The 13,467-nt window shown below is 43.6% G+C and carries 13 protein-coding genes; 5 read left to right on the top strand and 8 right to left on the bottom strand.

Going from position 1 to position 13,467, the window contains the following annotated elements; all coding sequences use genetic code 11:
* Positions 1–73 precede the first annotated feature (73 nt).
* The 3 genes from PLE7327_RS05895 to pipX form a co-directional block, all read right to left on the bottom strand.
* The gene (locus PLE7327_RS05895) at positions 74–652 is read right to left on the bottom strand and encodes a cell division protein SepF (protein ID WP_015142943.1); all 579 of its coding nucleotides are present in this window, start codon (positions 650–652) and stop codon (positions 74–76) included.
* A gap of 422 nt (positions 653–1,074) precedes the next feature.
* The gene (locus tag PLE7327_RS05890; protein ID WP_015142942.1) at positions 1,075–1,731 is read right to left on the bottom strand and encodes a YggS family pyridoxal phosphate-dependent enzyme; all 657 of its coding nucleotides are present in this window, start codon (positions 1,729–1,731) and stop codon (positions 1,075–1,077) included.
* Between the two features lie 119 nt (positions 1,732–1,850).
* On the bottom strand, positions 1,851–2,120 hold the full coding sequence (pipX, locus tag PLE7327_RS05885; protein ID WP_015142941.1) for a transcriptional coactivator PipX: 270 nt from the start codon (positions 2,118–2,120) through the stop codon (positions 1,851–1,853).
* 456 nt (positions 2,121–2,576) lie between these two features.
* On the opposite strand from pipX, the gene PLE7327_RS05880 reads away from it, so the two are divergent.
* The gene (locus PLE7327_RS05880) at positions 2,577–3,476 is read left to right on the top strand and encodes a ferritin-like domain-containing protein (RefSeq protein WP_015142940.1); all 900 of its coding nucleotides are present in this window, start codon (positions 2,577–2,579) and stop codon (positions 3,474–3,476) included.
* A 104-nt stretch (positions 3,477–3,580) separates the two neighbouring features.
* Here the strand turns inward: PLE7327_RS05880 and PLE7327_RS05875 are convergent, their stop codons facing one another.
* Entirely contained in the window at positions 3,581–4,651 is a 1,071-nt protein-coding gene (locus PLE7327_RS05875) for an LOG family protein (protein WP_015142939.1), read from the bottom strand.
* Positions 4,652–4,816: 165 nt separating this feature from the next.
* A complete protein-coding gene (gene trxA, locus PLE7327_RS05870) occupies positions 4,817–5,140 on the bottom strand; it encodes a thioredoxin (protein ID WP_015142938.1) in 324 nt (107 codons plus the stop codon).
* 475 nt (positions 5,141–5,615) lie between these two features.
* Between trxA and pcrA the strand changes: the two genes are divergently transcribed.
* On the top strand, positions 5,616–7,955 hold the full coding sequence (pcrA, locus tag PLE7327_RS05865; protein WP_015142937.1) for a DNA helicase PcrA: 2,340 nt from the start codon (positions 5,616–5,618) through the stop codon (positions 7,953–7,955).
* A 63-nt stretch (positions 7,956–8,018) separates the two neighbouring features.
* Here the strand turns inward: pcrA and PLE7327_RS05860 are convergent, their stop codons facing one another.
* From PLE7327_RS05860 to PLE7327_RS05850, 3 genes are all read right to left on the bottom strand, one after another.
* Positions 8,019–9,056 carry an iron ABC transporter permease gene (locus PLE7327_RS05860; protein WP_015142936.1) on the bottom strand — a complete coding sequence of 346 codons (1,038 nt, stop codon included), beginning with the start codon at positions 9,054–9,056 and terminating at the stop codon, positions 8,019–8,021.
* Between the two features lie 10 nt (positions 9,057–9,066).
* Positions 9,067–9,633, bottom strand: a complete 567-nt coding sequence (locus PLE7327_RS05855) for a LysE family translocator (RefSeq protein WP_015142935.1) — start codon at positions 9,631–9,633, stop codon at positions 9,067–9,069.
* A gap of 243 nt (positions 9,634–9,876) precedes the next feature.
* The gene (locus PLE7327_RS05850; protein ID WP_015142934.1) at positions 9,877–10,122 is read right to left on the bottom strand and encodes a hypothetical protein; all 246 of its coding nucleotides are present in this window, start codon (positions 10,120–10,122) and stop codon (positions 9,877–9,879) included.
* 218 nt (positions 10,123–10,340) lie between these two features.
* Between PLE7327_RS05850 and PLE7327_RS24745 the strand changes: the two genes are divergently transcribed.
* From PLE7327_RS24745 to PLE7327_RS05835, 3 genes are all read left to right on the top strand, one after another.
* The gene (locus PLE7327_RS24745) at positions 10,341–10,562 is read left to right on the top strand and encodes a hypothetical protein (RefSeq protein WP_186005369.1); all 222 of its coding nucleotides are present in this window, start codon (positions 10,341–10,343) and stop codon (positions 10,560–10,562) included.
* A gap of 158 nt (positions 10,563–10,720) precedes the next feature.
* The gene (locus tag PLE7327_RS05840) at positions 10,721–11,212 is read left to right on the top strand and encodes a DUF4079 domain-containing protein (RefSeq protein ID WP_015142933.1); all 492 of its coding nucleotides are present in this window, start codon (positions 10,721–10,723) and stop codon (positions 11,210–11,212) included.
* Positions 11,213–13,450, top strand: coding sequence for a ComEC/Rec2 family competence protein (locus PLE7327_RS05835; RefSeq protein WP_015142932.1), 2,238 nt, complete (start codon positions 11,213–11,215; stop codon positions 13,448–13,450).
* The last annotated feature ends 17 nt before the right edge of the window (positions 13,451–13,467 follow it).

Genomic DNA, 13,467 nt, shown 5'->3' with positions numbered 1-13,467 from the left:
ACTGAGGATAAAGGATAGCAAATCAAAAATCGAATTAATCTTTTTGTTTGGTTTTATCCTTTTTCCTTTATCCTTACTGAGCAATCCGATTGACTTCTGCTCCCCAAGCCGGAGTAGGTGAGGCTGGACGAGGCGAAGCTTTTGGCATTTCCGCTACATCGTGGACGGTTCCCGAAAGGGTACTGACTTTAACGCAGTTAGGCGTGAATAGAAAAATGCTTTCTCCAATGCGTTCTTGATGTCCGTCGATCGCATATGTGCCGCCAGCCACGAAGTCTACTGCCCGTTGCGCTTCTGCCGGATTCATGGCATTGAGATTTAAAACAACTGATTTGCGCTCCCGCAGCGTTTGAATCACTTGGGGCATTTCTTCAAAGGAGTGCGGTTCGATTACAACGACTTCTGCAATCCCGTTGGTAATTCCTGGCATGCCAATCACATTACTTCTCGTACTAGGTCCCATTATCGTTTCTGTAGTTAAATTTATAGGTTCTCGATTTCGTCTGCGAGATTGAGGCTCCTCTTCGGCTATCCCGTTGGGTTCTTCCGGTTCATTATGGGGATACTGCTCCCATTCCTCGTAGCCATCATCGTATTCGTCAGGCTCAGTGATGCCTACAAAGTCTTTTAGCTTTGTCAGAATCGTATTCACAGTATATATTCCTCTATGACTTGAGATTTTGATTTAATCAAGCCTTACGGCAGTCTAGTTAGGAGATTTTTGAGAGAAAGATCGGGAAACAGGAAAAAATCGACAGTTTACTGAGTTGCTATCGCTTTCTTTTACTGTTATCCTGAAGAAAACTTAGTTAGTACAGATGAACGCCTAAACAATCTCTCAAGCTGAATCAATGTGAGTTTTCAGAGGTTAGATTTGGTTAATTTCCCTAATCTAGTCGTATTAACTCTATAATTGGTTCCCTTGAACGATTGATTCTAGATCTCTCTAGGAATAGGCAAAACCACCTTGCGGATTGCACGACAATCCATGCAGATTTTAGGCGCTCGCCTAATGTTTTATAAAGAAACAGTAAAGTCTTAATTTGGGTTTGTCAAACGCTCTTAATTAAATCTTTATGTTCTTTCTCCAAAAATAATTCTTCCCAAGCGAATCATAGTTGCACCTGCTTGAAGGGCAAGCAAATAGTCGTTCGACATTCCCATCGACAGCTGCTCCATCCGCAGGTGCGATCGCTGCTCGATTGTCCGAGCGAGTTCGCGGGTTTGTTGAAAAGCTGTTAAAATTTGATCTTGGGATAATCCTAGCGGCAAAATTGTCATCAAGCCTTGAATTTTGAGATGATGACATTGCTCTAAATCGGGTAACGCTCTCAGTAATTCGGGGATCTGCCAACCATATTTATTAGGATCGGGCAAGACTTTTACTTGAAGGCAGACTTGAGGGGGATAGGGTAACTCGGCGGCTAGACGATTAAGACGCTGAGCAATTTTAAGATCGTCAACGGAATGAATCCATTGAAAATGTTCCAAGACTTTTTTAGCTTTATTTGCCTGTATATGCCCGATAAAATGCCAACAAATGTCAGATAAATTCTGCAGTCGCTCCTGTTTCAGTAACGCTTCTTGTAGGCGATTCTCTCCAAAATCTCGTATGCCTGCTGCATAAGCTTCTCGCATCGCCTCTACCGATACTTGTTTGGTGACGGCGATTAAACGCACCTGAGGCGGTATCTGTTGGCGAATCTGGTTGATGCGTTGGGCAATCGTCATAGAAAAATCGGAAGTCGAAAGTCGGAATTAGAGAAAATTACTACTGTAAGGGCGGGTTTTTTAGACTAAGTGTCGGTAAGTCTCTCGCATTTTTAGATAAACTCGCCCCTACTAACCAATCACTGAAAAGTTTGCTGATAAATATCATAGAGCTGTTTATATTCTTGAGACGACTCGGCACGGCGCAGTTGGCGCAGACGATTTTCTACCAACAGGCGAGCATTAGAGCGACTAATGGTTTCAAAGGAGATTCCTTGTGAGGTCGTTGTTACCAAGAAAAAGAGGCGCTGAGCATAGAGAGTAGTAAAAATTTCTTGGTTTTCATCGAGCAGACATACTCTGTAGAGCAGTCCAAATGTTGGATGATTCAAATAGGTTTCGTTACTCATCTAAATTCAAAGGAGTCCCCAACATAGTCGAGCAAATTATAAATAACCGCTATTGGTGTAATCTTAACCTTCTATGTGTCCAGCTTATGCAAACTGTTCTTGCAGAGAAGGCAATTGTAGAGAAAGTATCATTAATTGCTAACACAACAACAAAAGTAGATGACAAAGCGTCTCAAACTGTCGCGGTAGCTTATACAATTTAATAGTTTTGGGCGCTCGCTCCAAGCGCACAGTAGAAAATGTCACAGATGCTGGCGAGCGATCGCCACTTAATAAAAGTAGCCTAGAAAATGATGATTCGATCTAGCTCGATGTGACTCAATGAATAGAGAGCAGCGATCGCCTTACTAAAAAGTTTCTCCCACAACGAGAAAAAAAGGTCAAGCCCCCGTCTCCCTGAAAACCTCGTTAAAATACTCAATAGTTTTCCAAAAGTACATAAAGTACATAAAGAACATGACTGTCGCCTATCCCCGCAAATTCAACAATTCTATGAGTGCCCGCGACATTCTCAAACGAGTCGTGGAAAACCGCGAAATTCACATGATTACCCTCAATCGCTACCGCTATAACGAACAACGTAGCTGTAAAGATCTCACCGATTTAATTGAAAGGCTTAACGGTAAGCCGAAAGAATTAGTACAAGATTTGTCCCGCCATATTGCTGAGGAAGCTCGCCATGCGATGTGGTTGACTGATTTATTAGTGGAGCTAGGGGCAGATATTGGCAAGCCTCCAGGCGTGTCCTACATTGATGAATTTGAACGCTTGCTAGACCAAGATGCCTACAACTCAGAAAACAAACTGGAGGAAGGTATTATTGCTGCTCTAGCATCGATTAACGTCACTGAAAAGCGTGGGTGTGAGTATTTCTCTGCTCATATTCATGCCCTCAAAGAAGCTCCTCAGACCGAAGAAAATATCAAAATTCGAGAAACGATAGAAAAGATTTTCCCAGAAGAAGCAGGTCACGTTCGTTGGGGAAATCGCTGGCTTACTAAAATTGCCCAAACAAGCCCAGAACACAGAACTAAAGTAGAACAAGCCAAACGCAAATATGCAGCAATCGAACAAGCTGCTTTTGAGGCTGGCATGGATATTATGGCAGGTGCAGAACTTCGCCGAATCAACAAACTGATGGAGATTGCCAATACCATGTCTGTTTGGGAGCGTCCCCAATATCTGATGGAACGCTTGCCCCAGACTCTATTTGCTCCCGAATTACAGGAGATCCGAATTGAAGCTGCAAAACGCGCATGGAATCGCAATCCCCAAGAATTTGTGGAGAAGTTCGTGCCGATGTTCTTAAATGGCTTGACTAAAACCCAAAACCAGCGAAAGACAGCCAAAGCCTAAGATACAAGGGTGGGCATCGCCCACTCACCCCTTCCTCGCGTTGAAACTTAGAATTGGCATAAGTTCTAGATTCTCGCGATCTCATCCTCGCCAATCGCCAACAATCATTTACGTTCGGGATGCTCGGCTTCAGAGACAAGATAACTCATGCGATTGATCTGATTGATTAGTTGATACAAGCGCCCAAAGCTGCGTTGGTTGAAGTGAAAAACCAGACGGGGTAAATGCTCGGTTTCACTCCCGATTTCTTGGGGTAGGGCGCTACTTTTTTCAATTCTGCCTTCAGCGAGGATGTCGCTATACCCTTCATTAAGTTGCTCGACTTGAGCGTCTGATAGTTCGCAGTTGAGACGCATGACAAATTGTTTGCCAACGTAGCGGCTGGAGTGATAGACCTGATAAAAGTTACGAATCGTATCGCAAGCGATGCTTAAGTTGTCCGTGATGGTATAGAGGTTGATATCCTCTGGACTAATCAAACCCCTCTCCAGCAAATTTTTTTGAACGTGCTGGTTCCAACTCAGCCAATAATCGCCTCCGGGTTCGTCAATCAACACTAGAGGCGCGGGACCATATTTACCCGTTTGACAGAGGGTCAGCGTTTCAAAGGCTTCATCTTGAGTGCCAAATCCGCCTGGAAAAAGGGCAACAGCGTCGCTTTCTCTGAGGAAAAAGAGCTTGCGCGTGAAGAAATACTTAAAGTTAATTAACTTCGAGTCGTTAGCAATAAAAGGATTCGCTTCTTGCTCGAAAGGTAGGCGGATATTTAAACCAAAAGAATGCTCTCGTCCCGCTCCCTCATTACCTGCTTGCATGATACCGCCACCCGCGCCCGTCAATACCATAAATCCCAATTGAGTTATTCTACGAGCAAAGTCTACAGCCAAGCGATATTCCGAACTATTGGCAGAAATGCGGGCAGAACCGAAAATAGTTATCTTACGAATATGGCGATAGGGATAAAAAATTTGAAATCCTTGTTCTAAATCTTCTAATGCAGCGGTTAGAATCTTCCAATCCAAGCGATCGACTTCTTCCCCCGCGATTCTTACTAGCACTGCTAGCGCTCGCTGAATTAATTTGCCATATTTAAGGGTTGGCAACTGTTTGATGAGTTCCGCTAATTCTTCTGGGAAAGCCGATTCGAGGTTATTTTGGGGATGGGATACAGCCATATATTTGTTAGGTAGGCTACTATCATTCTATCCTTATGGGATCTCTGCCTCAAAGATTGTTGTATCGAATGATATGCGACGTTTCTTTGGCACAAGACTATATAAAAGCGCAAAATGCGCCTTAGACAACCTAAAGCGCACCCTTAGTCAGAATAATAGTATCGTTTAGAGATATTTTTCTAAAGTATTTGCCAAGGTAGTTTTGGGAACCGCACCTACCACCATATCCACTCTCTGACCTCCCTTGAAGATCATTAGCGTAGGAATGCTGCGGATGCCGTACTGACTGGCAGTGTTAGGATTCTCATCTGTGTTGAGTTTAACGACCTTGACTTGACCTGCATATTGTTCGGCAATTTCATCTACTACTGGTGCCACCATGCGGCAAGGTCCGCACCAAGGTGCCCAAAAGTCAACCAATACGGGAACGTCGCTATCTAAAACCAGTTCTTTAAAAGTTGCATCTGTGACGGGAGCTGCTGCTGACATACCGAAAATCCTTTCTCTATCTCAATTCTATTGAATACTTACAGATTCTACCATAACGAAAACTCGCTCTATTTCAACCAAAAGTGTATATAATTTTAGGAAACATTTATCTTCACTCGCAGCTAATGCTGCACGGAGTTTCCTCTGCCTATTTTATCAATCGGGTGAATTCTTTAAAAATAAGAAACCGCCCGAATGTAAAGCGGGCGGAGTGTGGTGTGAGGAGTGAACGGAAACATTTGTCTCCGCTATCTCTATTCTAAGAGACAAATTCCACTTTGATGAGTACTTTTCAATTCAATTAAGAAAATTTTTCTCCGATCTAATGATAGGCTAGGTAGGTTTACTCTATCGTCTGTTCTGAAGTTGATGAGCCAACTCTTCTTTTGCTGCTAATTAATTGTGGGAAACTGAATATCATAGTTGAGTAGCGTAGCTTCTGTGTCCTGTTGTTTTTTTTGACTCCTGAAGACTCATGACGACCGATCGCAATTTTTTGAGTCAACTCAACCCTTCCCAACGTCGCGCTGTCGAACATTTCTGCGGACCTTTATTAGTTGTTGCTGGGGCAGGTTCTGGAAAAACTAGGGCATTGACCTATAGAATAGCTCACTTGATTCGCCATCACCAAGTCGATCCAGAAAATATTCTCGCCGTGACTTTCACTAACAAAGCTGCGCGGGAGATGAAAGAGAGAATCGAGGCAATTTTTGCTCAAGATTTGGCGCAAAAACAACACGGGCAAAGATTAGAATTATTAGCAGAATACGAGCAAAAACAGTTGCGATCGCGCATTTATAAAACCATTACTAAAAAACTTTGGATTGGCACGTTCCACAGCTTATTTGCTCGCATTCTCCGCTACGATATCAACAAATACCAAGACAAACGAGGACGGATTTGGACGCGAAATTTCTCTATCTTTGATGAATCTGACGCACAAAGCCTGGTTAAAAATATCGTCACCAAGCAATTAAATTTAGATGAGAAGAAGTTCAACCCTCGCTCCATTCGCTATCAGATTAGCAATGCTAAAAATTTAGGCTTATCTCCCGAACAATATCTCAAAGAAAATCCTCATTACAAAGGACGAGTTATTGCAGAAGTCTACAACGGATATCAAGCACAACTTGCCGCTAACAACGCCCTTGACTTCGACGATTTAATTTTAATACCAGTCAGACTATTTCAACAAAATGAATCTATCTTGGGTTACTGGCACAATCAATTTCGTCATATCTTAGTCGATGAATATCAAGATACCAATCGCATTCAATACGAATTGATTCGCCTTCTTACCACCAATGGCGAGACGAGAAAAAGCGAGTGGAATTGGCAAGGAAGGTCTATATTTGTAGTCGGCGATGCCGACCAATCGATCTACAGTTTTCGGATGGCAGACTTTACAATTCTGCTGAATTTCCAATCGGATTTTGGAGATGGCTTGCCAGATGAAGATACTCGTACCATGATCAAGCTAGAAGAAAATTATCGTTCCAGAGAAAATATTCTTAAAGCCGCCAATTCTTTAATCGAAAATAATACCCAACGCATCGAGAAAGTTCTCAAACCCACGCGAGGATTAGGAGAACAAATTTATTGCTATAAAGCAGATAACGAACAAGCAGAAGCTGAATTTGTTATTAATAAACTGAAGCATTTAAGAGCAGAAAATCCAGAATTAGATTGGGGAAGCTTTGCAATTTTATATCGAACTAATGCCCAGTCTCGTTCCTTTGAAGATGCTTTGATTCAGAGAAGCGTTCCCTATACTATTGTCGGGGGATTTAAATTCTACGATCGCCAGGAAATTAAAGATGCTCTAGCGTATTTACGAGTCGTTTCTAATCCTGCTGACACAGTTAGCTTGCTGCGAATTATTAATACTCCGCGTCGAGGAATTGGCAAAGCAACAATTGAGTCACTTATAAGCGCTTCTCAGGAATTAAGCATTCCCCTCTGGGAAATTTTAAGCGATGAAACATCAGTTAATACGATAGCGGGACGCACAGCAAAAGCTATTAATAAATTCGTAAAAACCATTCAGGAATTTCAAGAACAGATCGAGACGCTTTCTGCGGCTGAAATCCTCCATCAAATCATGGAAAAGTCCGGCTATATCGACGAGTTAAAAAGCAAAGGAACGGAGGAAGCCGATAACCGCCTAGAAAACGTTTACGAACTCTATAATGCTGTTCTCCAATTTCAACAAGATACAGAAGATACAACGCTAGAAGGATTTTTAGCAAATGCTTCGTTAGCTTCCGATTTAGATAATCTAGAAGAAGGTCAACAGAAAGTTTCTTTAATGACCTTACATTCTGCAAAAGGACTCGAATTTCCCGTCGTGTTTTTAGTTGGTTTAGAACAGGGATTATTGCCTCACGGTCGCAGCATAGACGACCCGCTAGCATTAGAAGAAGAACGCCGCCTTTGTTACGTTGGGGTTACTCGCGCCCAAGAACAGTTATTTTTAACCTATGCAAAGGAACGCTATACTTGGGGGTCGCGAGAAACAAAAATTCCCTCTCAATTTTTGCAAGAGTTGCCGAAAGAATTAATTAGTAGCAATATCAAGCCAAGAATTTATTCGCGTCGTCTCATTGTTGGCAAACCTGCTGGGGGGGCAATTTTAAGCGATCGTGACTTGAATTGGTCGGTTGGCGATCGCGTCGTTCATCAAGTATATGGAGAAGGAGAAGTTACCCATATTTTAGGCTCGGGGAAAAAAGCAACGCTAGCCATTAAATTCTCCGATCTCGGGCAACAAAAAATTATCCCTCCAACCGATCCAAAGTTAGCGCCGATGCAGTAGATTTAACGCTTAAAGTAAAAAATAACTGCAATCTTCGATGAGCGTGGGGAAAGGGAGAGGATCTCACTCAAACGAACGGCGGTAGAGAAACCAAACAAAAAGAGGCGAACCTAATAGAGAAGTTACTACACCGACGGGTAATTCTACGGCTCCCAGACGAGCGAGTAAATCGGCAATGGATAGAACTAAAGCGCCCCCTGCCGCAGATAGAGGGATTAGCCATCGATAATCGTTTCCCCCCATCAACAAACGCATGGCGTGAGGAACGATCAAACCGATAAAACCGATTAGTCCTGCCATGCTGACGGCACTAGCAGCGAGTAAGGTAGCCGTAGCACCGATTAATAAGCGCGATCGCCCCAGATTAATCCCCAAACCGACTGCTAGTTCGTCTCCTAAATTTAAAACATTGAGATAACGCCCTAACAAACAGGCGCAGATTAAAGCGATAAGGATATAAGGGCCCGCCATTGATACTTCCGGCCATCCTCGTCCGTTGAGGCTGCCTACAATCCAATTTAGGGCAGTTTGGATGCGACCTTCTTCGGATAATATGAGCAAGGTAGTTTGCACGGCACCAAATAGAGAAGAGATAGCAACACCGCCCAAAATTAAGCGTTCTACAGCAATTCCATTGTCCGTTCGCGCTAGAAAATAAACGATCGCAGTCGTTAAAATCGCCCCCAGCCAAGCTGCAAAGGGAATCCAAGCTTGAGAAATCCCCAGCGTCACCATCGTAATTACTATTAAACCCGCTCCGGCTGAGATTCCCAGGAGAAAGGGTTCTGCCAGGGGATTGCGTAGCATTCCTTGTAATAAAGCGCCAGACGTTCCCAGGGCAGCACCAACAGCGATCGCTGCAACTACGCGGGGTAGGCGCAGTTGCCAGAGAATGGTTTGGTTAACGGAATCGCCTTGATGCCATAGGGCTTGCCACAATTGAGATAAACTGAGATGGACGGCTCCCAGAGATAAAGAAATGGCAAAAGTTAATATCAAAGCAGCACTGACTAGGAGAATCGTTATTCCGATGCGGTAACTAAATCCCGTTGTCTGCTGTTTTTGACTCGATGGCAACTTCAAAGGATTGCTAACTTTCACGATGCAGGATTTACTTATTGTTGTTTGAGCCAGATAAAACAGTACTGACTCCAAGACCAATATAAACACTTCCTGCGAAATAGCGCTGAGTTCGCAGGAAACACAAATTGCCTCTCAGCAATTGTCCAAGCGTTCCGGCTACTAGAGCGTAAAGCCCATCGCTAATAGTTGCCATTGTAACGAAAAGAAATCCTAAAAATAAAATTTGGAGCGCTACTGCACCTTGGGAAGGATCGACAAATTGGGGCAAAAAGGCGAGAAAAAAGAGAGATGTTTTTGGATTGAGAAGGTTAACGAGTACTCCTTGCAAAAAGATACGTTTTAAATTTAAATTTTCATCTACTTCAGCCTGATTGATCTCCTCGCGAACTAGCAGTTTGCCAATGCCAAGGTAGATAAGATAAGCTGCACCGAGATATTTCACCACATTAAATGCCAATGTCGATGAAGCTAGTAAAGCTGATATACCTAGTGCTGCTGCTATAACTTGAAGAAGAGTGCCAACTTCTAGTCCTAATGTGGATACAAGTCCCGCCGTGCGTCCCTGATGGATGCTTCTGGCAATAATATAAAGCACCGCCGGACCTGGCGTGAGATTAGCCCAAGTCTACTATAAAGCTGAAAAGGCCTGGCAATAATATAAAGCACCGCCGAACCTGGCGTGAGTAGAAGTACTAAGGAGGCAATAACAAATAGAGATAAATTTGCTAAATCTGGCATTAGCATTTCTTGATGGGTTTATTTTGGGCTTAAGATTCTAGTTCGACGCTGTAAATTAGAACAGCGGTATCAACGTACACAAGAGCGTTTAATGGCAAGTTTAATTGCCCCATGCTTCTCGCTCCGCTTGGAGTGAGCTATCTATTTCTTCTGTCGAGCGTCCGTGGGGACGGCGGCGATGGATCTCATCGAGGATGTCTATGACAGAAGGGCGAGATTGGGATGGTTTTGTTGAGGGCATGATGACTATGACCTTAACATCTTCACCTTCAGTCGCTTGAGGAAGTTCAAGCTCGATTTTTCGACCGGGCAAGACTTTAGTTTTGAAATGAATAGCAGATTGCATAATTGACTCCTTGATTAATTAATATTGGTTAATCATCGGTTGTTGGGTCGCTAAACTCAGCTATGAGTTCATTACGGAGGCGATTAATTAATTCTTGCAGTTTCTTAAACTCTAAAAGGTATTTGTAAACTTCATCGGTTAGGGGTTGTTATTCCACCTTAATAGCACTGTGTATAGCTTTGGTCTGCTAGTTTATTGCTAACATAGTCCTTTGCGAAATGGTATGGGTTCTCAAAGGAAAGCCCTACAAGTTCGGCAAAGACGAGATCCTCAAAACTATAGAAACCATGCTGCAAAGTCCAGCCTTCGAGTTTGAAAATCGTTCCGCAGTCTATCAAGCCGTACAACGCACCAAGCAGGGACAGACAGATTTTTTTGATTATCTCATTGGAGCGATCCGCGTTCGCGAAGCGTCCCGAAGGGAACCAGCGCTTCCGTAGGCGAAGCCTTCTCTGAAGGAGTAGGAAATCGCGCGTCAGTCAGGTTGTAGCGAAACAGCTACTTTCGATCGCAAGCGTTTGGGCAAGAAAGGATTTCACTGTCTCTCAGATGTGATTACAATAAATTAATTAAATTTAAGAAAAATTAAGTAAAGACTATGGGAGAACGCTTAAGCGAGCTGCTAGAGCCGATAGCGGACTGGTTTCGTAGTTTAAACACGCCAGAACCCATCGTTCATTGGGGACACCCAGTTATGATGGGGATCGTCGTCTTCGTGATGGGGAGTTACGTTGCCTATGCGGGATGGCGCAGCCGACTTACCCAAGATGGCGAAATTGCCATGAAAAATCGCGCCGCTCATCGCCAACTTGCCCCCTTGATGTTCATATTTATCGCGCTAGGTTATACGGGTGGAGTGTTATCCCTCGTCATGCAACGCCAGCCCATCCTAGAAAGTCCTCACTTTTGGACGGGTTCGGTGGTACTGCTTGTCTTGGCAATCCAAGCTACCATTGCATTAACTGGATTCGGCGACGCACAAGCACAAAAAGAATTATTCCGAACCTTCCATGCTTATTTGGGTAGCGCGGCAATGATTTTATTTATCGTTCATGCGATACTGGGTTTAAACCTCGGACTTTCTATCTAGATGAACCGCGACAGTTGGACAGTTCTCTGTTTGGCATATGCGATCGGATTATTGTCCACAGGTGTTTTAGAATTTTCTAATCCTAATAACCCTTCCTGGCAGCAGTGGATTGTAGTAGCCGTGGGGTTAGGATTTTTAAGTATCGTAGCAGCAATATCAATACCGCGATTTTGGCGCAGAGGGCCGAGATGGCAGCTATGGCTTGCAGCAGGATTAGTGGCTATTTTGGCTTTTGCGTACTTTCAATTCCGAATTCCTCAGCCAGGTAGTAACGATATCAGTCGCGTGTTAGAGAAGGGAAATTCTCAGAGTCAAATCGTTACCGTCGAAGGCAAGATTTTAACGCAAGGGAGACTGACAAGCAATCAGCGAGTTCAATTTTGGTTTGAGGCGAAGAAGCTTGAGAATACTAACAAGCATGTGACAGGTAAGTTATATGTCACTGTCCCCTTATCTGAGGACAATAGTTTATATCCAGGTCGGCAGCTAAGTGTTACTGGCATTTTATATCAACCGCGATCGCCAGTTAATCCGGGAGCGTTTGATTTTAAGACTTATCTAGCACGTCAAGGGGCGTTCGCCGGATTAAAAGGGCAACAAATCCGGTTCAAAGAAGGAGAAAAAGCACCACCTTGGGGATTGTGGCAACTGCGACAACGAATTATCAACGCTCAAATTCGCTGGTTGGGCAATCGGGAAGGATTGCTTGTCAGTTCGATGGTTTTGGGACAACGGACAGTCGATTTACCGCACAATATCCGCGATTCGTTTATTAAAGCTGGTTTAGCTCACGTGCTAGCAGCTTCTGGATTTCAAGTATCTTTGTTGTTGGGTGCCGTCATCAGATTGACAAAGGAGTTTTCTCCTCGCAAGCAATTTATTTCTGGACTTTGTACGCTAGGAGTTTATGTTGGTTTGACTGGCATTCAACCATCCGTAATGAGAGCAGCAGTGATGGGGATCGGAGCACTCATTGCGCTAGTTGCGGATAGGAAAGTGAGGCAATTGGGTTCGCTGTTGCTGGCAGGAACGATCTTACTATTATTCAACCCTCTGTGGATTTGGGATTTGGGGTTTCAACTTAGTTTTCTTGCTACTTTTGGATTAATCGTCACCATGCCAGCGCTGGAAAAGCGATTGGATTGGCTGCCACCCGCGATCGCAACGTTTATCGCCCTTCCCTTAGCTGCTTCCCTGTGGACATTTCCCTTACTACTGCATGTTTTTAGCGTTGTGGCGACTTACAGCATTCCCGTCAATATTCTTACTGCGCCTTTAGTAACGGTAATTAGTTTGGGGGGAATGGTGAGTGCAACGGCTGCCGTAATTTATCCTCTTGCCGGAAGTGCGATCGCGGGAATATTATACTATCCTACTCAACTACTCATCCAAATCGTCCAATTTTTCACCACCTTACCAGGCAGTTCTTTAGCCGTAGGACAACTGTCTTTGAGTCTGATGCTACTGATTTATGGGCTAATGGTCTTAGTTTGGCTCAGTCGCTGGTGGCAGTCTCGCCGGTGGTTGGTAGGCGTGCTGGTAATAATTTTAATCGTAGTTCCGATTAGATATAATCGGTTAAATTTACTTCAAGTATCGGTATTTGCCACGAAACAAGAGCCAGTTTTAATCATTCAAGAGCAGGAGAAAGTCATATTAATTAATAGCGGCGATCTGAGTACGGCAAAATATACAATTATTCCTTTTCTCAATCGCCAGGGTATTAATCAAATCGATTGTGCTGTCGATTTTACCTCTGGAGTCAATCGCATCGATGGTTGGTCTGAGATTGAGAAAACTTTACCAATTAAACGTTTTTTGAGCGATCGCCCGATACCACAAATAAAATACCAGCTTTTATCTGTTGGTAATAAAATCTCCATCGGTTCGATAGAAATTCAGTCAATTAATAATGCATTGCAATTACAAATCCAAAAGCAAACTTGGTTATTAGTAACTGAAAGTCAAGTCAATCCAACAAATTTAACAATGCTACCCAAAACAGGATCGGTCTTGTTATGGTCTGGAAAATCTCTGGGAAAAGAATGGCTGGATTTAGTCAAACCCGAAGTTGCGATCGCGGTTTCGCCCACGCTTAGCCAACAAACTCGACAGCAGCTACAGCAGCGAGGAATTCAGCTATACTGGACGGGGCGAGATGGTGCGATTCAATGGAGGCGCGAGGGCGGTTTTCAGAAAACTATAGAAACACAAGAGCAAGAAGCTAACCTACCCTAGACTACTGGTCAAGCGCT

Origin of the sequence: Pleurocapsa sp. PCC 7327, assembly GCF_000317025.1 — a bacterium.
In the GTDB taxonomy this organism is placed as follows: Bacteria; Cyanobacteriota; Cyanobacteriia; order Cyanobacteriales; family Microcystaceae; genus Hydrococcus.
The sequence above is the reverse complement of the archived record's forward strand: the minus strand, read 5'-3'. Positions and strand labels throughout refer to the sequence as shown.